This is a genomic window from Myxococcus sp. AM010 (genome assembly GCF_013372585.1).
Lineage (GTDB): Bacteria > Myxococcota > Myxococcia > Myxococcales > Myxococcaceae > Myxococcus > Myxococcus vastator.
Window position 1 is genome coordinate 13426 of sequence record NZ_JABXEO010000037.1, and the last position, 20539, is coordinate 33964.

18 protein-coding genes are annotated in these 20539 nt (G+C 71.2%); 11 read left to right on the top strand and 7 right to left on the bottom strand.

Translation table 11 applies throughout. The features are described 5' to 3' along the window. Positions 1-11 precede the first annotated feature (11 nt). The 5 genes from HV826_RS18270 to HV826_RS18290 all read left to right on the top strand — a co-directional run bounded on the left by HV826_RS18270 (position 12) and on the right by HV826_RS18290 (position 6388). A complete protein-coding gene (locus HV826_RS18270; RefSeq protein ID WP_176418314.1) occupies positions 12-1181 on the top strand; it encodes a YcaO-like family protein in 1170 nt (389 codons plus the stop codon). Continuing rightward, positions 1178-2341, top strand: coding sequence for a TfuA-like protein (locus tag HV826_RS18275; RefSeq protein ID WP_176418315.1), 1164 nt, complete (start codon positions 1178-1180; stop codon positions 2339-2341). The genes HV826_RS18270 and HV826_RS18275 overlap by 4 nt, the downstream gene beginning before the upstream one ends. Before the next feature lie 191 nt (positions 2342-2532). After that, positions 2533-4590, top strand: coding sequence for a serine/threonine protein kinase (locus tag HV826_RS18280; RefSeq protein WP_368670948.1), 2058 nt, complete (start codon positions 2533-2535; stop codon positions 4588-4590). 50 nt (positions 4591-4640) lie between these two features. Continuing rightward, a complete protein-coding gene (locus HV826_RS18285) occupies positions 4641-5555 on the top strand; it encodes a DUF2381 family protein (RefSeq protein WP_176418316.1) in 915 nt (304 codons plus the stop codon). 50 nt (positions 5556-5605) lie between these two features. Next, complete coding sequence (locus tag HV826_RS18290) at positions 5606-6388, top strand: DNA methyltransferase (protein WP_176418317.1); 783 nt, start codon at positions 5606-5608, stop codon at positions 6386-6388. On the opposite strand, the gene HV826_RS18295 is transcribed toward HV826_RS18290, so the two are convergent. Beyond that, positions 6367-7005, bottom strand: a complete 639-nt coding sequence (locus HV826_RS18295; protein ID WP_176418318.1) for a hypothetical protein — start codon at positions 7003-7005, stop codon at positions 6367-6369. The two genes, HV826_RS18290 and HV826_RS18295, sit on opposite strands and share 22 nt — an antisense overlap. Before the next feature lie 80 nt (positions 7006-7085). Here HV826_RS18295 and HV826_RS18300 point away from each other — a divergent pair, with 80 nt between their 5' ends. From HV826_RS18300 to HV826_RS18310, 3 genes are all read left to right on the top strand, one after another. Then, entirely contained in the window at positions 7086-8363 is a 1278-nt protein-coding gene (locus HV826_RS18300) for a dicarboxylate/amino acid:cation symporter (protein WP_176418354.1), read from the top strand. Positions 8364-8436: 73 nt separating this feature from the next. Beyond that, positions 8437-8922, top strand: coding sequence for a peptidylprolyl isomerase (locus HV826_RS18305; protein ID WP_176418319.1), 486 nt, complete (start codon positions 8437-8439; stop codon positions 8920-8922). A 100-nt stretch (positions 8923-9022) separates the two neighbouring features. Continuing rightward, complete coding sequence (locus HV826_RS18310) at positions 9023-10918, top strand: OPT family oligopeptide transporter (protein WP_176418320.1); 1896 nt, start codon at positions 9023-9025, stop codon at positions 10916-10918. A 24-nt stretch (positions 10919-10942) separates the two neighbouring features. On the opposite strand, the gene HV826_RS18315 is transcribed toward HV826_RS18310, so the two are convergent. The 3 genes from HV826_RS18315 to fusA form a co-directional block, all read right to left on the bottom strand. Beyond that, entirely contained in the window at positions 10943-11851 is a 909-nt protein-coding gene (locus HV826_RS18315) for a flagellar motor protein MotB (RefSeq protein WP_217917347.1), read from the bottom strand. Between the two features lie 228 nt (positions 11852-12079). Next, the gene (locus HV826_RS18320) at positions 12080-14002 is read right to left on the bottom strand and encodes an ABC-F family ATP-binding cassette domain-containing protein (protein WP_176418321.1); all 1923 of its coding nucleotides are present in this window, start codon (positions 14000-14002) and stop codon (positions 12080-12082) included. Between the two features lie 85 nt (positions 14003-14087). Continuing rightward, the gene (fusA, locus tag HV826_RS18325) at positions 14088-16202 is read right to left on the bottom strand and encodes an elongation factor G (protein WP_176418322.1); all 2115 of its coding nucleotides are present in this window, start codon (positions 16200-16202) and stop codon (positions 14088-14090) included. Positions 16203-16360: 158 nt separating this feature from the next. Here fusA and HV826_RS18330 point away from each other — a divergent pair, with 158 nt between their 5' ends. After that, positions 16361-16723 (top strand): nuclear transport factor 2 family protein, encoded by a 363-nt coding sequence (locus HV826_RS18330; protein ID WP_176418323.1) that lies wholly within the window; start codon positions 16361-16363, stop codon positions 16721-16723. Positions 16724-16763: 40 nt separating this feature from the next. After that, complete coding sequence (locus HV826_RS18335) at positions 16764-17093, top strand: hypothetical protein (protein WP_176418324.1); 330 nt, start codon at positions 16764-16766, stop codon at positions 17091-17093. On the opposite strand, the gene sthA is transcribed toward HV826_RS18335, so the two are convergent. Continuing rightward, the gene (gene sthA / locus HV826_RS18340; protein ID WP_176418325.1) at positions 17077-18480 is read right to left on the bottom strand and encodes a Si-specific NAD(P)(+) transhydrogenase; all 1404 of its coding nucleotides are present in this window, start codon (positions 18478-18480) and stop codon (positions 17077-17079) included. The two genes, HV826_RS18335 and sthA, sit on opposite strands and share 17 nt — an antisense overlap. Before the next feature lie 50 nt (positions 18481-18530). Beyond that, positions 18531-19340 carry a pseudouridine synthase gene (locus HV826_RS18345; RefSeq protein ID WP_176418326.1) on the bottom strand — a complete coding sequence of 270 codons (810 nt, stop codon included), beginning with the start codon at positions 19338-19340 and terminating at the stop codon, positions 18531-18533. A gap of 182 nt (positions 19341-19522) precedes the next feature. Between HV826_RS18345 and HV826_RS18350 the strand changes: the two genes are divergently transcribed. Beyond that, positions 19523-19795, top strand: coding sequence for a hypothetical protein (locus HV826_RS18350; protein ID WP_176418327.1), 273 nt, complete (start codon positions 19523-19525; stop codon positions 19793-19795). Here the strand turns inward: HV826_RS18350 and HV826_RS18355 are convergent, their stop codons facing one another. Beyond that, positions 19796-20518, bottom strand: a complete 723-nt coding sequence (locus HV826_RS18355; RefSeq protein WP_176418328.1) for an RNA methyltransferase — start codon at positions 20516-20518, stop codon at positions 19796-19798. Positions 20519-20539: the final 21 nt, after the last annotated feature.

The window sequence follows — 20539 nt, forward strand, 5'->3', positions numbered from 1 at the left end:
GGTCCGCGCCCGTGCAGGCTCCCACGGACGAGCTGTCTTCGCGGCGTTTTCAACAACGATTGGCCCAGGCGATGGGCGTGACGCGGGTGGCGCGCGTCACGGGGTTGGACCGGACCGGCGTGGAGGTGGCGTGCGCGGTGCGGCCGGGAGGCCACGTCCTCCAGGTGTGCAACGGCAAGGGCCTCTCCTACGACGACGCGGCCTGGGGCGCGCTGCTGGAGACGGCGGAGCTGTGGGCGGCGGAGACGGTGGTGCTGGACGCCTTCGTGTGGGGCTCGCGCGCGGAGCTGGAGGGCCACCTGGGCGAGCTGTGGGGCGCGGATGAACTGGGCTCGGCGGGGGCGCTGGTGGCGCCGCGCTTGTGGAGCCCGCATGTGCGCTGTGCCTGGCGCGAGGCGCGGGAGCTGTACTCCGGTGCGCCGGTGTGGGTGCCCGCGCAGGGCGTGCACGTGCCTCCCGCCGGGAGCGCCGGGGTGGGGCCGGTGGCGGTGGCGTGGACGAGCAACGGCTCCGGCGCGCACCCGGACGCGCGGCGGGCCCTGCTGCACGCGCTGCTGGAGGCGACGGAGCGGGACCAGCTCGCGCGGATGATGCCCGAAGGGTGGACGGAAGAGGTCGTCCAGCGCCGGCTGCTGCGAACGCCCGAGCTGCGCGAGCTCGCGCCCGCCGTGGAGGCCCTGGCTGGCCCGCTGCGCGAGCGGGGCTTTGGCGTGTACCTCTTCGACGCCACGCCCGCCGCGCGCACGCGGGGCGCGGTGGGGCTGCCGGTGGGCGCGGCGGTGCTGGTGGACCTGGAGGAGGGCCCGGTGCCCCTCACCGCGGGTTATGCGTGCGCGTTGACGCGCGAGGCGGCCTTGCTGAAGGCCCTGCTGGAGGCGGCGCAGTCGCGGCTGACGGACATCCACGGCGCTCGCGAGGACGTGGCCGCCGCGGACCGGGAGGCGGCGCGGGGCTTCGCGGAGGCCTGTGCCCAGGCCCGCCCCCGGCGGCGCGCCGCGGACATGCCCGACCTGGGGGCGAAGGCGAAGGGCGCCGCGGCGGGGCAGGTGCGCCAGGTGCTGGCGTTGCTCCGGCGCGCGGGCTTCAAGCGAGCGGCGGCGGTGGCGTTGTCGTCCCCGGTGGAGGGCCTTCACGTCCAGAAGGTCGTGGTGCCGGGCATGCGCATCTCGGAGCTCCTATGAAGCGGCGCGCGGACCAGCTCGTGGTCTTCCTGGGGCCCTCTCTCCCGGAGGCCGAAGCGAAGCGGCTGGCGCCCTGCACGGTGCTGCCGCCCGCGAGGCAGGGGGACGTGTGGCGCGCGCTGCGGCTGCGGCCCCGGGCCATCGCCCTGGTGGATGGCGTCTTCGAGGCCCAGCCCTCGGTGTGGCACCACGAGCTGCTGGCGGCGCTGGAGGCGGGCGTGGCCGTCTTCGGGGGCGGCAGCATGGGGGCCCTGCGCGCGGCGGAGCTGGCCCTGCACGGCGTGGTGGGCGTGGGGCGCATCTTCGAGTGGTACCGCGATGGCGTGGTGGTGGATGACTCGGAGGTGGCGCTGCTGCACGCGGACGGTGAGCACGGCTGGCGTTCGCTCACGGTGCCCCTGGTCAACGTCCGGCACGCGGCGGAGTGCGCGGCCCAGGCGCGGGTGCTGACGCGCGAGGCGGCCCGGGCGCTCGTCGACGAGGGCCAGTCCGTCTTCTACCAGGAGCGGACCTGGGCGCGGGTGCTGGAGGCCGTGGCGCCTCGCTGGTCCGCGTCCACCCGGGCCGCGTGGGACGCGTGGTCTCCGCGCGGCGCGGAGGACCTGAAGCGGCGGGACGCGCTCGCGTGCCTCCGGACGGCGGCGGAGTGGGTGGCCTCGGGTGCGCCCGCGCCGCACGGCGCTCCGCGTGAGCCGTCGTCCCTGGTCCGGCGTCGGCGGCTGGTGGATGACGTGACGGCGACGCAGGCGGGCGCCGTGTCCTCGGGGCAGGTGCTGGACGTCCTGCGTGAGTCCCCGGACGCGGCGGCGCTGGCCGAGGCGGGACTGCGGCGGGCGCTGCTCGCGGGCTGGGGACGCACCCTGGGACTGGGCGTCTCCCCCTCCGAGGTGGCCGAGGAGGAGGCCCGCTGGTGGCAGACCCAGCGCGTGACCGCCTCGCGTCGTGAGGCCCACCTCGCCCGCCTGGGATTGGACGCGGTGGGGCTGCGGCGGCTGTGTGAGGAGCTCGCGCTGGAGCGGCTCGTCCTGACGCACTCCGCGCGCCTGCTGCCGGACGGCCCCTCCTGGGACGAAGCGCTGGCCTCCGAGGCGCGGCTGAGCGGGGCCTGGGCGGACGCCGCCGAGGCGGTGGACCCAACGGAGGGCGTTGGGTCTTCCTGAGCAGTGGACTTACCTCGCGGGTAAGTGAAAACGTGACATCCCCGGGGGAAACGATAAGGTCAACCCTGGAGGTTGCCCTTGTCCAGCCCCGCTCCCTGGGTGGTTACCGAGTCTTCCGCGCGAATGGCGCCGCCACGGGGCGTGCGTCCCGCGCGTGACGTGGCGGGTGGGGCGGGCGGAGGGCAGCGACCGTGGCCGTGAGGTCGCCTCCCTTCCATCCGGATCAGCTCGTCCCGGGCAGCGAGGTCGGCCCCTGGCGCGTCGTCGCGTCGCTGGGCTCGGGGGGCTTTGGCCGGGTCTTCCAGGTGGAGCGGGCGGGCCGCCACTACTCGCTGAAGATGGCGCTGCGTCCGGCGGGACTCCACGCGGCGGAGGAAGAGGACATCAACGGCCGGCTGGCGCATGAGGTCGCGGCGCTGCTGTCCTGCGCGCCCCATCCGAACCTCCCGGCGTTGCACGCCGTGGACCGCTGGCCCGAGCCTCCCGACGGCTACCTGTACTTCGTCACCGACTACATCGATGGCGAGACGTTCCACGAGTGGCGCTGGCGGGTGAAGCCCACGGCGGCGCACCTGCTGTCCGTCTTCACGGAAGTGGTCCGCGTGATGGCGGACCTGCACCGCCGGGGCGTGCACCACCGGGACATGAAGGGCGACAACGTCCTCATCCGCCGCGAGGACGAGCGCCCCTTCCTCATCGACCTGGGCACGGTGCGGCTGCCCGCGGCCACGACGTTGACGGTGGGCGTGGCGCCCGCCTCGCCCCACCTGCTGCCGCCCGAGTGCGTCGCCTTCCTGCGCGAAGGCTCCTGGCAGCAGGGCGCCAGCTTCGACGCGGGCGTGCCGGGGGACCTCTACGCGCTGGGCGCGCTGCTGTACGAGGCGCTCACGGACGGCTACGCGTTCGACCCGAAGCTCCCGTATGACCGCCTGCTGCCGGCCATCGAGACGGTGACGCCGCGCGCGCCCCACGTCGTCAACCCGAAGGTGCCGCGCGCCCTGGGAGACATCGCCCTGCGGCTGCTCGCCAAGCGCCCCGAGGACCGCTACGCCAACACGGAGGCCCTGCTCCAGGCCCTCTGGGACGTGGCCAAGGAGAAGCGGCAGCCGGCCTGGAAGGTGTCGCTGGACCGTCCTCCCGAGGGCGCGGACGCGGAGGCCCCGCGGGTGCGCATGGTGCCCGACGCCGCCACGTCCTCGCGGCCCGTCCGGCCCCGGGAGTCGTCCGGTGGCGCGCCGGTGCTGCCCCTCAATCCGGAGCCCCGGGAGGCCCCCGTGGCGAGCGCGAGCGCACCCGCCGCGGCGTCCGAGCCTCCGGCGGCGCCCGCGGTGGAGGCGCCCTCCGTGGAGACACCCTCCGTGGAGACACCCTCCGTGGAGACACCCGCGCCGCGGGCACCGCGCCCGAGCCGCGGCGGCGCCGCGGGGCTGGTGGGGGCCGCGCTGGTGGCCGTGGGGTTGTTGGCGTTCGGGGTGAGCCGCCTCGCGCTGCCCACCGCGGGAGACCCGGCTCCTGCCCCGTCTCTTCCCATTGAGAAAGGAAGTCCCGCAGTGACGAGTCGTTCTTCGAATCCCCCCGAAATGCCCCTCCTGGAGGCGGTGCCGCCCTCTCAGGACGCGGGCGCGGTTCACGACACGGGCGCGCGGGACGAGGTGTCCGCGCAGGTGGCATCCTCCGGCGCGGAGGGCGAAGCGGCCCCCGCGGCGCGGCCCAAGAAGCGCCAGCCGGCCGGAGGCGCCCTGGGCAAGGCCGCCGCCGTGGCCTGCCTCACCGCCGCCTGCGCCAGCGGGCCTCAGGTGCGGGAGGCGTCGCCCAAGCGCGAGTGCCCGCCAGAGGTGGTGGAGGGCATGAGGAAGCGGGGCTTCAAGATGGCCAGGATGATGGGCAACTGGGAGACGCTCTACATCGACCCCAACGAAGGCTCCATCCCCGTGCCGCCAGACGGTTCGCCCATCACCCTCCACGCCATCGCCGAGGTCGTCAGTCACTACGAGGGGCGGTTCCCCAAGGGGACCCGGATGTACGGCACGTTGTTCCGGGGCAAGAAGTACGTCTACGGTTGGATCACCGAGGTGGAGACGCCCGACGGTCAGCGGCTGCCGGTCTGCGCCAACATCGTTGACGGGCCCTTTCCGAGGCGAGTCGGGATGCTCTACGAATGGGATAGCACGCCCGACAAACTGTTGATGAGTTCGGGCGTCAACCTGATGACGTCAGAGGTTCTCGGTCAATTGGGGACGCCTGAGTAGGCCTCCCGCTGTCATGGTGTGGACGCGCCCTTGCTGGAGGTGGCTCGCTCTTGAATGGTTCGTCCGCATTCATCGTGCTCGTGTCGGGAGTGTTGTGGGCCGCCACGGCGCAGGCCGCGGCACTGGATACGCCAGGCACTGGCACCGCGGTCCGGCGCATTGACGTCCAGGCGGGGATGCTGGTGACGCCCCCGGAGGTCCGCATCAGCCCTGGGCTGTCCACCACCTTGTTCTTCGATGCGCGCATCCGCCCCGAGCAGTTGGTCCTGGAGGGCCGTGAGCGGTTCCAGCGCTTCGGAGTGACCGAGGACCACCTGGTGGTGGTCCCCTCGTCCACGTTTCGTGAGGGCGAGCGGCTGCGGTTGGAGGTCCGCTTCCATGATGGCGCGGTGCCCGATCGCGCCGTCGTGGTGCTCGTCGTGGATGCCGCGCGGGCGGAGCGTCAAATCGAACTCTACCGCCACGCGCGCTCGGCGGCGTCCTACCGGCAGGAGGTGGAGGAGCTCCGAGCGGGGATGGTCCGTTTGGAGCGCCAGGTGCAACAGCTCCAGCGTTCGCGAACGGGGGCTGAGTACACCCGGGAGATGCTGGTCGCGGAGCTCCGGGACACGGGCATCGTCCACTCCCGGTCCTGGGTCCCCCGGAAGGTGGCGGGGGACGTCGCCGCCGCGCGCGTGGAGTTCGTCCGCCTGTCCCCCCGGTGGGCCGCGCTGAGGCTCAGGCCAGCGAAGGCAGGGGCGTGGAGTGGATGGAGCGCGGTGGGGGCGACGCTCACGGACGTCCATGGCAAGCGGCTGAAGACACTCCCGCCCTGGCAAGAGGGCCCGGTGGCCGCCGACGGCAGCCAGCCCGTCATCATCATCGTGGACGAGCCGGAGGCCGCGGACCACGGCCGGTACACGCTCGAGCTGTGGGACGAGGGCCGCAAGCGGACCTTGAAGCTGGAGGGACTCCAAGCCCCGTGAGCGCGCCACTTGAGCCCCGCGCCCCGCCGTGTAGGGTGCCGCTCAGGCCGATGACCTCCCTCCCCCCGCCCGAGTCCCTCCGCTGCATCAACGCCGATTCCCGCGAGCCGGCGGGCTACCGCGCCGCGCTGGGTGACACCCGCGCCGCGTTGCTCCACACGGACCCGCCGTACTGCCTGCTCACCCGGCGGCGCAAGGGCGGGGACCTGCGAGACACGCGCGCGCACAAGAAGATAGACCAGAACCCCATCGTCCGCTTCGAGACGGTGCGCGACTACCGCGCCTTCTCCGAGGCCTGGCTGTCGCGCGCCACCGCGCACCTGACGCCGGACGCGCCCCTCATCATCTGGACGAACCTGCTGGGCAAGGAGCCCCTCCTCACCGCCGCGCGCGGGCTGGGCTATCCGCACCTGCGCGGCGAGTACGTCTGGGGCAAGCGCACCACCGACAAGAACGCCAACGAGCAGACGCTGCGCGTCTATGAGGTCGCGCTCGTGATTGCCCGCACGCCCGCGCCGCCGCTGGCGCCAGGAGACTTGCCCACCGTCTGGGCCGTCGTCGGCGGCTACGACGATGAAGGCGAAGCGAAGCGCTGGGGCGGCCACCCGCACCACAAGCCCTTCTCCGTCCTGGAGCCGCTGCTGCGCACGTACAGCCGCCCGGGGGACACGGTGCTGGACCCCTTCGCGGGCAGCGGCTCCATGCCGTCGGCGGCGCTGCTGCTGGGCCGGCGGCCCGCGTGCCTGGAAATCGAGCCGGAGTGGGCCGAGCGCGTCACCCACCGCCTGCGCGAGACGGCCCGCGAGGAGGCTCAGCGCGCCAGCGCCCGGTAGATGCGCGTGTCCGCCCACGCGGGGATGTCGGTGGGACGGTGTCCCCACCAGTTCATCACCAGCGTGCGGCGCTGGCGGGACTTCCCGGGCAGCTTCCCGTCGGGAATCTGGTTGTCCGCGTCCAGCACGCCGTGCGTGAGCGTGCCGTCGAACGTCACCAGCCGGTTGGGCCGCGGCGTCACCAGGTCGGCGGTGTCCAGGTTCGCGGGCGCCAGGGACGGGTTGGCCGCGTCTGGCGGCTCGCGCGTCACCACCAGCGCGCCGCCGCGCACCCGGTTGAGGAACAGCACCGAGGAGATGCGCGGGTGCACCAGCTCACCGGTGCGCAGCGCGAGCTTCTCGTCGCGGTCCTGGTGGAAGTCCACGCGCACGTCCGTCGGGTCCATGCGTGACAGCCACCACTCCACGCCGGCCACGCGGCGTCTGCCGGCGATGTGCGGACGCAGCGTGAGGATGATGTCCTCCACCACGTTGGCCGCGGGGCCGAAGTCGTACCAGAAGGTCGTCTGGTAGGTCTGGCGCAGGCGCTCCGTGCCCACGGCGCCCAAGCGCCGCAGCAGGCGGCGGAAGAGCAGGGGGGGCACGGCGTTCTCGGTGAGTCGAACGAGGGTTTCCACGAGGAGGACAGCATGCCATCTTCGCCTACCGCCCGGTGGCGTGGACCATTCTCCTCCGGCGAGGAGGGCTCGGAGACTTGATGAAGGCGCACCAGAAGATGCTCGTCGGTATTGCCTCCGGCGCGGTGGCGGGACTTGTCGCCAACGTCGTCGCGGGCGGCGCGCCCTGGCTGACCTTCGTCGTGGACAACGTCGCCTCGCCGGTGGGGCAGATCTTCATCCGCCTGCTGCTGATGCTCGTGGTGCCGCTGCTGTTCTCCGCCATCGTCGCGGCGGTGGCGGAGCTGGACCTCAAGCAGGTGGGGCGGCTGGGGGCTCGCACGCTGGGCTACACCGTCGTCCTGTCCTCCATCTCCGTCCTCATCGGCCTGGTGCTGGTCAACACGCTGCAGCCCGGCGCGGGCCTCAGTGACGAGGCCCGTGCGCTGGCCCAGGGCGGGATGACCATCCAGGCGGCCGCCGCGCCAGGGGCGTCCTCGTTCGGCGCGGTGCTCATCTCCATGGTGCCCACCAACCCCATCAAGGCCGCGGCGGATGGAGACTTCATCGGCCTCATCGTCTTCTCGCTCATCTTCGGCCTGGGCGTGGCGCTCACGCCGACGGAGCCCGTGCTGCGCCTGCGGGAAACCATCCAGGGCCTCTACGACGTGATGATGAAGCTCATCGACGGCGTGCTGAGCCTGGCGCCCTTCGGCGTGGCCGCGCTGCTGTTCGCCATGACGGCGCGGCTGGGCTTCGGCATCTTCGTGCAGCTCGCCTCGTACATGGGCACGGTGCTGCTGGCGCTGGGCCTGCACATGTTCATCGTCTACTCGCTGTCGGTGCGCTTCCTGGGCGGGCGCAACCCCATCGAGTTCTTCCGCGGCAGCCGGCTGGCCATCGTCACCGCCTTCTCCACGTCCTCTTCCAGCGCCACGCTGCCCACCGCGCTCAAGGTGGCGGAGGAGAACCTCAAGCTGCCGCGCAACGTGTCGCGCTTCGTGCTCACCGCCGGCTCGGCCATGAACCAGAACGGCACCGCGCTCTTCGAAGGCGTCACGGTGCTCTTCCTCGCCCAGGTCTACGGCGTGCCGCTCAGCCTGTCCGACCAGGCGCTCATCATGTTCATCTGCATCCTGGCGGGCATCGGCACCGCGGGGGTGCCGGCGGGCTCCATCCCCGTCATCGCGATGATTCTGGGCATGTTCAAGATTCCGGTGGAGGGCCTGGGCCTCATCCTGGGCGTGGACCGCTTCCTGGACATGTGCCGCACCACGCTCAACGTCACCGGGGACCTGGCCGCCGCCGTCTACGTGGCGCGCGGGGAGCCGGCCGACAGCCCGGCCGCAGAGGGAGCCGTGGACCCCTCTGCTTCCTGACGCCGGGCATTTCCCGCCGCACCTTCCTCGCAGCACTCGCAGTCCCAACCCAGTCATCGGCAAGGAGCCCCGCATGAGGGTCGCCAAGGATTCCGTCGTCTCGCTCGAATACCGGCTGCACCTGGGAGACGGTCAGGTCATCGACCAGAGCGCGCCCGAGCAGCCCCTCTCCTACCTGCACGGGCACCGGCAGATTGTCCCGGGGCTCGAAGGCGCCCTGGAGGGCATGAGCCTGGGGGAGAGCAAGCAGGTGGTGGTGGCGCCCGGCCAGGGCTACGGCGAGCACGACCCGGCGGGCGTGCGCACCGTGCCGCGCGACATGCTGCCGCCCGGCTTCTCGCCGCAGGCCGGCCAGACGCTGATGGCGCAGACGGACCAGGGCGACATCCCGCTGCGCATCCAGGAGGTGCGCGAGGACGGCGTCGTGGTGGACCTCAACCACCCCCTGGCTGGCAAGACGCTGCACTTCGACGTCATCGTGAAGGGCGTGCGGACGGCCACGCAGGAGGAGCTCACCCACGGCCACGTCCACGGGCCGGGCGGGCATGAGCACGGCTGACGTGCCGCCCTGACGCGGCGCGGCCAGCCCATGAGGTGGGCCCGCCCGTCACACGTCGCGCTCGCGAGGGGAAGTGGCGTGGATTATTGTCGCGGCCCCCATGAGCCAGTCCCCCTCGCAGACGCCCAGCCCCAGCGACCTCCGCATCCAACCGCCCGACGCACCGGGGGACGCGGGCGCCTCCGCGGCCCATGACCCGGAGCGTTACTGGCTGGAGCACGTCTACCAGGGGGGAGCGCGCCAGCTCACGGTGCGCGCCGTCATCGCCGGCATGGCGATTGGCGCGGTGATGTGCCTGTCCAACCTGTACGTCATCCTCAAGACGGGCTGGAGCCTGGGCGTCACCATCACCGCCTGCATCCTGGCCTTCGCGGTGTTCGGCACGCTGCGCTCGATTCGGGTGCTGAAGACGGAGTTCACCGACCTGGAGAACAACGCCATGGGCTCGGTGGCCTCGGCCGCGGGCTACATGACGGGCGGCGGCAACATGGCCGCGGTGCCCGCGCTGCTGATGCTGACGGGGACGCTGCCGTCCTCGGGCTGGTTGATGGTCTGGTTCGCCGTCATCTCCGCGCTGGGCGTCTTCGCGGCCATCCCCATCAAGCGCCAGCTCATCAACATCGAGGCGCTGCCGTTCCCCACCGGCACGGCCACCGCGGAGACCATCCGCGCGCTGCACGGCCACGGTGAGGTGGCCCGGCGCAAGTCGCGGCTGCTCGGCATCTCCGGTGCCATTGGCGCGTTCGTCGTGGCCCTGCGCGACGCGCGCTTCACGTGGCTGGCCAACATCCCGGAGAAGGTGAGTCTGCCCTTCACGATGTTGGGGAAGAAGGCATCGGCGTGGTCGCTGTCCTTCGAGTTCAGCCTGCTGCTGGTGGGCGCGGGCGCGCTGGTGAGCTTCCGCACGGGCTGGTCCATGCTGCTGGGCGCGGTGCTCACCTACGGCTTCCTCGCCCCGGCCATGGTGAGCCAGGGCGCCATCGCGGAGGTCAGCTACCGCTCCATCAACAGCTGGATGGTGTGGACGGGCTCCGCGGTGCTGGTGTCCTCGGGCCTGCTCTCCTTCGCCTTCCAGTGGCGCAGCGTGGCGCGCTCCTTCAAGTCGCTGTCCGGCCTGTTCAAGGGGAAGAACGCGAAGGTGGAGGAGGCGGACCCGCTGGCCGGGATTGAATGCCCGCCCTCGTGGTTCCCCCTGGGCTTCGCGATTCTGGGCCCGGTGGCCGTGTTCCTCATGGCCTACCTGTTCCAGATTCCGTGGTGGGCGGGCGTGCTGGCCATGCCGCTGGCCGTCGTCATGGGCGTCATCGCCAGCCGGGTGACGGGCGAGACGGACACCACGCCCACCAAGGCGCTGGGCCCCGTCACGCAGCTCATCTTCGGCGGCCTGGCGCCGGGCAACATCCCCGCCAACGTCATGAGCGCCAACGCGACGGGCGGCGTGGGGCTCCACTCGGCGGACCTGCTGACGGACCTCAAGTCCGGGTGGCTGCTGGGCGCCAACCCGCGCCAGCAGTTCGTCGCGCAGCTCTTCGGCGTGGTGGCCGGCGCGGCGGTGGTGGTGCCCGTGTTCAAGATTCTGGTACCGGACGCCAGCATGCTGGGCTCCGAGGAGTTCCCCGCGCCCGCCTCCATGGTGTGGGCCGGCGTGTCGAAGCTGCTCGCCACGGGCGTGGCCGCGCTGCCAGGCTCGGCGCGCGTGGGCGCGCTGTGCGGCGCCACGCTGGGCATCTTCCTGGTGCTGCTGGAGCGCTGGGCCCCGGCGAAGGCGAAGGCCTACGTGCCGTCCCCCGCGGGCTTCGGGCTGGCCATCGTGATTCCGGGCTCCAGCTCCATCGCCTTCTTCCTGGGCTCGGCCATCGCCGCGCTGCTGCGCCGCACGAAGCCGAAGCTGGCGGACGACATGGTGCTGCCGGTGTCCTCCGGCTTCATCGCCGGAGAGAGCCTGCTGGGCATCGGCATCGCGATGGCGAAGGCCTTCGGAGTGATGCCCAAATAGGACGCCGCGGCGGGGCGGGGCGCTTCAGTCCACCTTGAAGGTGGAGAACGAGGCGCCCGCCATGAAGCGGAAGGTGGGCGTGTCCATGCCAGCGCCCACGCCGGGCCCGCCCATGACGTAGAGGTCCATCCAGGACAGCGCGTGCTTGCGGATGGCCAGCAGCAGCTCGCCGCCCGGGCGGCCGCCTTGCAGCGGCAGCCCCGCCACGACGCTCACCTCGCCGCGCGTGCTCTCTCCGGCTCGCGACGTCACCGTGGCGCCCAGCCGCAGCTCGCTGCCGATGACATCCTGGGAGAAGCCGGACACGCTGACGAGCTCGTGCTTCTTGCGCACCAGCACGCCGGCCTCACCGCCCACCTGCCACGTCTCCGCCAGGAAGCCGACCTGCAGGCGGGGGTGCACCGCGTAGTCGTCCCGGGCCAGCAGCGCCGCGCTGCCCACCGGGAGCGCGGCCGACACGTCCGCCGCCAGCTGGAAGCCGAAGTCCTGACGCAGCAGCGCCGCGCGCAGGCCCAGCCACGGCGTGCCCATCCCCGAGCCTTCCGGGGCGTTGAAGTCCCGGAAGCGCGAGCCGCCCTGGCTGACGATGAAGGGCACCTCCGCGGCGACCTGGAGCCACGGCAGCACGCCGTAGGCGGCCGTCAGGTCCATGGTGAAGCGGTCCTCCACCAGGCCGCTGCCGCCGCCCGGCTCCCAACGCCGCTGGAAGTGGAAGGGGAGCTGCTCGTAGTGCCCCTGGACGGACATGCGCAGCGCGCCCTGGGGCAGCGTGCGGCCCGTGCCCACCATTAGCGAGCCTAGCGCCGCCGGGTCCAATTCCAGACGCTGGAGGTTGAAGGAGGGGAGCGAACGGCCCTGGGCCCGCGTTTCAGCGGGGCCGAGGAGCAGGGCCAATGAGGACAACGCAGAGACAAGCACAAGCCGGGACGGCAAGACGACGCCTCCAATGAATCACGACGTGAGTGCGACGGCCCCGAAGTCCCGCACGAGTCGCACGACGCGCCAGTCCCATGCAAGGGCCGCCCGCCGTCCCTTGCGTCCAGCAAGTATTGAGGTTCCAAACAACGCACTGGCTTGACGTGCCAGCCGTCCGGATTCTCCCTGGGTTTCCGTGAAGTCCCATTCCCAGACATGGCTGGGAATGGACAGACGCGCGCCGGCCTACGCGCTGGCGGCGGCCAGGTCCTGCAACTCCTGCCAGCGCGTATAGAGCCGGTCCACCTCGGCGACGGTGGCATCCAGCGCCTTCTGCACCTCCGCCACCTTGGGGCCGTTGCTGTACACGGTGGGGTCGGCGAGCTGGGCCTCCAGGCTGGCCTTGCGCGACTCGACGGCCTCAATGGTGGTCTCCATGCCGTCCAGCTCGCGCTGGTCCTTGTAGGAGAGCTTCCCGGGCTTGCGCGCGGCCTTGGCGGGCGCGGGTTCGTCCTGCCTGGCGGCCGGCTTCGGGGTGGCGGGGGCGGCGGCCTTCGCGTCCGACTGCTCCTTCAGCCGCCGGTACATGGCGTAGTTGCCTTCGTAGCGGGTGACGCGGCCTTCACCGTCGAAGGTGAGGATGCTGGTGGCCACCTTGTCCAGGAAGTACCGGTCATGCGTGACGAGCAGGGTGCTGCCCCCGAAGTCCAGGAGCAGCCGCTCCAGGATGTTGAGGGTGACGATGTCCAAATCATTGGTGGGCTCGTCCAGCACCAGCACGTTGGCGCCCTCCAGGAACAGGCGCGCCAGCAGCAGCCGGTTGCGCTCGCCGCCCGACAGCGCCTTCACCTTCATGCGCTGCATGGGCACGGGGAAGAGCAGGTCGTCCAGGTAGTCGCGCAGGGCCACCTTCTGGTCGCCCAGCTCCACCCAGTCCTCGCCCTGCGAGGCTGACTCGTACACGGTGGCCTCCAGGTCGAGCTGCGCCCGGCTCTGGTCGTAGTACGCCACCTTCGTGTTCTTCCCGATGACGAGCTTGCCGCCGTCGGGCTCCACCTCGCCCAGCAGCACGCGCAGGAAGGTCGTCTTGCCCACGCCGTTGGGGCCCACCAGGCCCACGCGCTCGCCGCGCTGGAGGCGGAAGTCCACGCCGTCCAGCACCTTCCGGTCGCCAAAGGCCTTCTTCACGCCCTCGGCCTCGATGACGGTGTGGCCCAGCCGGGGCGCCGCCGCCACGCGCAGGTCCGCGACCTTGGGGCGCTCGAAGCCCTTCTCCGCCATCAGCTTCTGCGCCCGGTCGATGCGCGACTTGCTCTTGGTGCGGCGGGCCTCCGGGCCCTTGCGCAGCCACGCCACTTCTTGCGCAATCCAGCGCTCGCGCTTGTGCTGCGCCAGCGCGGCGTTCTCCTGCGCCACCAGCTTCTGCTCCACGTAGGCCTGGTAGTTGCCGGGATACGACGTCACGCCCGCGCCGGGCTGGATTTCGACGATGCGGTCCACCAGCCCGTCCAGGAAGTACCGGTCGTGCGTGACGAGCAGCAGCGCCCCGGGCAGCTTGTCCAGCTCCTCCTCCAGCCAGTCCACGGTGTCCGCGTCCAGGTGGTTGGTGGGCTCGTCCAGCAGCAGCAGGTCCGGCCGCGTCAGCAGCGCCCGGGCAATGGACACGCGCTTGCGCAGGCCGCCGGACAGCTGCGCCACGGGCCGGTCCCAGTCCTTCACGCCCAGCCTGTCCAGCAGCGTCTTGGCGTGGTGCTCGGTGTCCCAGCCGCCCATCTGCTCGATGCGGTCGCTGAGCGCGGAGAACTGCGCCATCAGCTTGTCCTGCTCTTGCGCGGGGGCGGACTCCATCCGCTGCGCCAGCTCCGCGTGGGCGGCCAGCGTCTCCTTCAGCGGCCCTTGGGACACGGACAGCTCGGAGGCCACCGTGGCGCCTTCGGGGAACTCCGGCTCCTGGGGCAGGTAGGTGACGCGGGCGCCGCGGCGCAGCTGGAGCTCGCCCGTGTCGGCGCGGGAGGCCCCGGCCAGGATCTTCATCAGCGACGACTTGCCGGAGCCGTTGACGCCCACCAGGCCCACCCGCTCTCCCTCTTCAATCGTGAAGGTGAGGTCCTGGAAGACGGTGCGGCTTCCGAAGCTGAGCTGAACGTTGGCGGCGCGGAGCAGCGTCACGGTATCGGACTCCTGGAAAGGCGAAAGGCGCCCCTCATTGAAGAGGGACGCCTTCCTTACCGCCAGAGTGCGGCGGATGCGCGGACTACTTGCGCGCGGCCTGCTCGGCGGCCAGCCGCTCCTTGTACGCCGCCATCAGGGCCTCGGACTCGTTCCGGGGCACCGGCGTGTAGCGGGAGAACTCCATCGTGTACTCGCCCTTGCCCTGGGTGGCGGAGCGCAGGTCCGTGGAGTAGCCGAACATGGTGTTCAGCGGCACCTCGGCCACCGCCGTGACGTAGCCCTCGGCCGTCTCGGTGGAGAGGATGGTGCCACGGCGCTGGTTCAGCTGACCCACGACGGAGCCCTGGAAGTCCTCGGGGGCCTGGACCTCCACCTTCATCATCGGCTCGAGGATGATGGGCTTGGCGGCGGCGTAGCCCTCACGGAAGCCCATGATGGCGGCCGTCTTGAACGCCATTTCGGACGAGTCCACCGCGTGGAAGGCGCCGTCGTTGATGACCACGCGCACACCCACCACGGGGAAGCCGATGAGGCTGCCCTTCTTCACGGCCTCGGTGAAGCCCTTGTCGCAGGCCGGGATGAACTCGCGGGGGATGGAGCCGCCCACGATGTCGTCCACGAACTCGTACTGCTGCACCGCGTCCGAGGGCAGCGGCTCCAGGTAACCGCACACGCGGGCGAACTGGCCGGAGCCACCCGTCTGCTTCTTGTGCGTGTACGCGAACTCGCCCTTCTGGCTGATGGTCTCGCGGTAAGCCACCTGCGGCTTGCCGGCCTGGACCTCGCAGTTGTACTCGCGCTTCATGCGCTCGATGTAGATCTCCAGGTGGAGCTCACCCATGCCGCGGATGATGGTCTGCCCGGACTCCTCATCGCGGTGCACGCGGAAGGTGGGGTCCTCCTTGGTGAACCGGTTGAGCGCCTTGGAGAAGTTGGCCAGCGCGGAGCGGTCCTTGGGGGCCACGGCGAGCGAAATCACGGCGTCCGGCACGTGCATGGACGTCATCGTGTAGCTCACGGCGCCGTCGGTGAACGTGTCGCCGGACGCGCACTCGATGCCGAACAGCGCAACGATGTCACCGGCGGTGGCGTCGTTGATGTCGTTCATCTGGCTGGAGTGCATGCGGACGATGCGCGGAACCTTGACCTTCTTCTGGTTCGACTGGTTGATGATGAAGTCACCCTTCGAAACCCGGCCCTGGTAGATGCGCATGTACGTCAGCTGCCCGTAGCGGCCGTCTTCCAGCTTGAACGCCAGACCGACGAAGGGCTTCTCCGGGTCGGACTCGAGGATGACCTTCGCCTCGTTGTTCTTCTGGTCCAGCGCCTCGTTCGTCGCCTCCTTGGGGTTCGGGAGGTACGCGCAAACGGCGTTCAGGGCCAGCTGCACGCCCTTGTTCTTGTAGGCGGAGCCGCACATGACCGGCGTCATCTTCAGGCCAATGGTGGCCCGGCGGATGGCGGCGACCAACACGTCGTGCGGGATGGCCACGTCCGACAGGAACAGCTCGCCGAGCTGGTCGTCGACCTCGGCCACGCCTTCAATCATCTGCTGGCGGCGCTCCTTGGCCTCCTCGAGCATCTCCGCGGGAATCTCCTCTTCGCGGATGTTCTCGCCGTTCTCACCATCGAAGTAGAACGCCTTCATGGTGATGAGGTCGACCAGGCCCTTGAAGCGGTCCTCGGCGCCGATGGGCATCTGGAGCTTCACCGGGTGGTGGTTCAGCTTCTCCTTCAGCTGCGCGGCCACGCGGTCATAGTTCGCGCCGGCGCGGTCCATCTTGTTGACGAACGCGATGCGCGGAACGCGGTAGCGCTTCATCTGGCGGTCCACGGTGATGGACTGTGACTGCACGCCGGACACCGAGCAGAGGACCAGGATGGCGCCGTCGAGGACGCGGAGCGAGCGCTCCACCTCGATGGTGAAGTCCACGTGTCCCGGGGTGTCGATGAGGTTGATGTTGTACTCGCCCCACATCGCGAACGTGGCGGCGGACTGGATGGTGATGCCCTTCTCACGCTCCAGGTCCATCGAATCCATGATCGCGCCCACGCCGTCCTTGCCGCGGACCTCGTGGATCTCGTGAATCCGACCCGTATAGAACAGGATGCGCTCAGAGAGCGTCGTCTTGCCCGAGTCGATGTGGGCGGAGATACCGATGTTTCGAATCTTCTCGATGGGTGCGTTGGCGGCCACGATCCGGTCCTTCTTTTCTTGAAAGTGCCTGACGGAACAGAGCAGGCGGGGCCTCTACTTCCCACAGGACGTAGTTTCCAGCCAAATCCGCATGGAGGTTGACTCACCTGAGCCTACCTCCGCCTACTCAGCGCCGTTTTCAGTTGGGGTTTCTAACGATGAGCGCGACGAAAAACTTCTCCCTGGCCCGAGCCTGGCTGGACGCCTTCAACGCCTACGACGTGGACGCGCTGGTGGCGCTCTATGCCGAGGATGCCACCCATACGTCACCCAAAATCCGGGTGCTGCACCCGGAGACGGGCGGGCGGCTGGTGGGGCGGCAGGCGCTGTCCGCCTGGTGGAAGGCGGCCAACGCCCGGCTGCCGGGGCTGCGGTATGAGCTGGTGGCCCTCACCGCGGACGAGGACCGGGTGTTCATGGAGTACCTGCGCCATGCGCCAGGGGAGGCCCCCATGCCGGTGGCGGAGGTCTTCGAGGTGCGCGACGGCCAGATTGTCGCCTCGCGCGTGTACCACGGCTGAAGTCACCCACTTGCCGGGAAGTGGGCTAGCGTGCCCGGCAATGGCGAAGAACCCAGACTCCAGCGCCTTCGACAGGGACTTCGGTTACCTGATGCCGTTCCTGGACCGCGTGGCGGCGGCCGCCTCCGACCTGGAGGATGGCTCCGCTCGCGCGGAGCTCACCCGGCTGATGGTGGAGGAGAAGGCGCGCTGGCAGCGCATCCAGGAGCTGCTCGGAGGGGCAGGGGGCCGCGGCGCCGCGGCGCCGACGCCGGCCCGGGAGGCGCCCGCCGAGGCGCCCCGGCTGGCGCGGGGCTCGGCGGACGACCTGCACGAAGCGGCCCCTTTCGCCACGGGCCTCACGGTGGGGAGCCTCAGGAGCAACCGCTGAGCTGGTCCAACGCGTCGAAGGTGGCCGCCTTGTAGGCCTCCGATAGCGTCGGGTAGTTGAAGCAGGTCTCCACGAAGAGCCGGGCTCCGGAGCCGGTCATCAGGGCCGTGAGGCCCACGTGCACCAGCTCGGAGGCCTGGGGCCCCATGACGTGCACGCCCAGCAGCTTGAGGCTCTCCCGGTGGAAGAGCAGCTTCAGCAGCCCGTGCGTGTCCCCCAGAATCTGGCCGCGCGGGTTGGTGGCGAAGGCGGCGCGGCCGGCCACGTAGGGCACGTTCAGCTTGCGCAGGGCGCCTTCCGTCTCGCCGGCCATCGACACCTCGGGGATGGTGTAGATGCCGTAGGGCAGCACCGGCGCCATGGTGCGCACGCCGCCCAGGCCGAACGCGTGCTCCACGGCGATGCGCGCCTGGTCCATGGACGTGGAGGCCAGCGCCGGGAAGCCGATGACGTCCCCCACGGCATAGAGGTGGGGCAGGGCCGTCTGGTACGTGGGGCCCACCTCCACCTGGCCGCGCGGGCCCACCTTCACTCCCAGGGCCTCCAGCCCCAGGCCCGCGGTGTTGGCGGTGCGGCCGGAGGCGACCAGCACCTGGTCCGTCTCCAGCGCGGCGCCGGAGGAGAGCAGCAGCCGGATGGGGGTGTCCGCGTCCCGTGGCACGTCCACCTTCTCCACCGTCTGCCCGAAGCGCAGCTGGATGCCGAGCGCCTCCATGCGCTGGCCGAGCAGCGCGGAGAACTCGTCGTCCAGGAAGGGCAGCAGCTCCGCGCGCGACTCCACCAGCGTCACGGGGATGCCCATGGCGGCGAACATGCAGGCGTACTCACAGCCGATGACGCCGGCGCCCACCACCACCAGCGAGCGCGGCAGCCTTTCGAGCTCCAGCACCTCGTCCGAGTCGTGGATGCGCGGGTCCTCGAAGGGGTACAGCGGCGGCCGGTACGGTGACGAGCCGGTGGCCACCAGGAGGGTGCCGCCGGTGAGGCGCCGCTCCGGGGAGTCCTGGCGCTGGACGACGACGGTGTGCGCGTCCATGAGCGCGCCGGTGCCCTGGATGATCTCCACCTTGTGGCGCTGGAGGTTGCGGGCGATGCGCTCGCGCTCGATGTCCTTCACCCGCCGTTCGCGGAAGAGGAAGTCGGACACCGTGGCTTCGTGCCGCGGCGTCGTCTCCACGCTGTAGAGGCCTCGCGCCCGGAAGCCGGACAGGTGCAGCGCCGTCTCGCGCAGCGTCTTGGAGGGGAGGGTGCCCGTGTTCGCCGCGGTGCCGCCCAGCACGGGCTCCCGCTCCACCACCGCCACGCGCTTGCCCGCCAGCGCCGCCTGTACCGCGCCCCACTCACCCGCCGGGCCGGAGCCAATCACCACCAGGTCGAAGTCCGCCATGGGGGCGACGGTACGCGACCGGGCCGGTCGTTTGAAGCCAATGCAAGCGGCTAGGGGACCGAGGGCGCGCGCCCTTCGTAGCGGAGCCCCTCGCGGACCTCGTCGTCCGTCAGCAGCCGGAAGGTGCCTTCGGGGATGCCCTCCAGGTCCACGCCGCCCACGGCCTCGCGGTGCAGCGCGCGCACGGGCAGGCCCACGGCGCCGAGCATCCGCTTCACCTGGTGGTGCCGGCCCTCCGTGAGCGTCACCTCCACCGTGTGCTCGTCCCGCACGCTCACCTTCGCGGGGCGGGCGAGGCCGTCATCCAACGTCATGCCCCGGCGCAGGGGCTCCACCTTGTCGTCATCCGCGGTGCTGAAGACGGTGGCCACGTAGCGCTTGGGCAGGCGCGTGTCCGGGGACGTGGCGTGGGCCACCAGCTTGTCGTCGTTGGTGAAGAGCAGCAGGCCCGTGGAGTCCACGTCCAGGCGGCCCACGGCGTGCCACGTGTAGCCGGCCAGCTCCGGCGGGAGCTGGGGCAGCAGCGCCTCGAAGACGGTGCCGGTGCGGTGCTGCCGCTCCGTGGAGGACAGCAGCCCCGCGGGCTTGTGGAAGGCCAGCACCCGCGTGGACGGGGCCTCCAGGGGCACGACGTGGCCGTCCACCTTCACGGTGGCGCCCGGCGGCACGGGCGCCAGGGCCATCTTCGCCACGCGGCCGTTGATGCTGACGCGGCCCGCGCGGATGGCGTCCTCCGCTTCCTTCTGGGGAAAGACGCCCGCGCGGGCCAGCGCGCGCGACAGCCAGTCCGGCTTCTCCTTGCCCTCCCAGCGTTTGTGTTGCTGTGGCGGCGGCTTCGACTTGTCGGGCTTGCGAGGCATGGGCGCGGCACTGTACCCGGCCCGGCCTGGGGCGGGAGCGGGAGTTGTGGAGGCCCATGGAACCCCGGCGCGCTGGAGCCGGCTTGTGGGGGGGCGCCCGGCCGGCCAGCCAGTGCCCGCGCGGCCGGCGTGGCCCTCTGGGAGTACGGGCGGGGACGTGCGTCGGTGGACACCTTCCCGTCATGCGCACCCGGATTCCATACCTGACGCTCCTGGTCCCCGTTCTCGCGCTCGCCCAGTCACAGGCGCAGGCGCCCCTGCCCATCGGCCGGGAGCCCACGACGGGCCCTTCCTCGTCCACCTGGCTGTGGGTCCTGCTGCTGGTGGTGGTCGCCGCGGCCTTCGCCTGGAGCGCCATGCGCATGGCGGGGCGCAAGGGGCCGCCGACCTCCGGGCCCGGCGGGATTGGCGTGGGGAAGGGGACGGGAATTCCCCAGAAGCCACGCTCTGTCTAGTCAGCGCGCGGGCTGCCGCTTGCGCAGGCTGTGCAGCGCGGCAAGCCACAAGCGGGCCTCCTTCCGCGTCAGCCGTGAGCGCCGCAGCGGCGCGAACAAGTCCCGCACCGCCGTGCGGCCCGGCTGGGCGTCCACCAGGAAGCCTCCCGTCGTGAGGACGGACTCCAGCGTGGACTCCACCTGCGCGAGCTCCACGTCCGTGGCCGCCGCGGGCAGCGGGCCGGGCGGCGTGGCGGCGGCCTCCAGCATCGCCACGCGGACCTCGTAGGCGTACAGCAGCACGGCCTGCGCCAGGTTGATGGAGGGCTGCTCGGGCGCGGTCGGCACGGCGGACAAGTCATGCACGCGCTCCACCTCCGCGTTGGTGAGCCCGCTGCGCTCATCCCCGAAGACGAGCGCCACGGGCCCCTGGGGCGCCCGGGCCACCAGCTCCTCGCCCACCGCGCGTGGAGGAAGCCGGCGCTTGCCTTCGACCTTGCGCGAGCTGGTCCCCACCACCCAGACACAGTCCGCCACGGCCGCTTCCAGCGTGTCCGCGCGCCGCGCCGCGTCCAGCACGTCCCCGGCGTGGACGGCGAGCCTCCGCGCCGGCTCCAGGTCCTCCACCTCCGGGCGGACCCAGACCCAGTCGGACAGGCCGCAGTTCTTCAGGGCCCGGGCGGCGGCGCCCAGGTTCTCCGCGTTGCGGGGGCGCATGAGGACGAATCGGACGGGCAGCACCATGCGCGGGGCACCTTAGCGCCT

Bases quoted from the DNA above. Each gene is read 5' to 3' on its own strand.
- HV826_RS18275 (WP_176418315.1), top strand. From the start codon at position 1,178: ATGAAGCGGCGCGCGGACCAGCTCGTGGTCTTCCTGGGGCCCTCTCTC.
- HV826_RS18290 (WP_176418317.1), top strand. From the start codon at position 5,606: ATGACCTCCCTCCCCCCGCCCGAGTCCCTCCGCTGCATCAACGCCGAT.
- HV826_RS18300 (WP_176418354.1), top strand. From the start codon at position 7,086: ATGAAGGCGCACCAGAAGATGCTCGTCGGTATTGCCTCCGGCGCGGTG.
- HV826_RS18305 (WP_176418319.1), top strand. From the start codon at position 8,437: ATGAGGGTCGCCAAGGATTCCGTCGTCTCGCTCGAATACCGGCTGCAC.
- HV826_RS18310 (WP_176418320.1), top strand. From the start codon at position 9,023: ATGAGCCAGTCCCCCTCGCAGACGCCCAGCCCCAGCGACCTCCGCATC.
- HV826_RS18330 (WP_176418323.1), top strand. From the start codon at position 16,361: ATGAGCGCGACGAAAAACTTCTCCCTGGCCCGAGCCTGGCTGGACGCC.
- HV826_RS18335 (WP_176418324.1), top strand. From the start codon at position 16,764: ATGGCGAAGAACCCAGACTCCAGCGCCTTCGACAGGGACTTCGGTTAC.
- sthA (WP_176418325.1), bottom strand. From the start codon at position 18,480: ATGGCGGACTTCGACCTGGTGGTGATTGGCTCCGGCCCGGCGGGTGAG.
- HV826_RS18345 (WP_176418326.1), bottom strand. From the start codon at position 19,340: ATGCCTCGCAAGCCCGACAAGTCGAAGCCGCCGCCACAGCAACACAAA.
- HV826_RS18350 (WP_176418327.1), top strand. From the start codon at position 19,523: ATGCGCACCCGGATTCCATACCTGACGCTCCTGGTCCCCGTTCTCGCG.
- HV826_RS18355 (WP_176418328.1), bottom strand. From the start codon at position 20,518: ATGGTGCTGCCCGTCCGATTCGTCCTCATGCGCCCCCGCAACGCGGAG.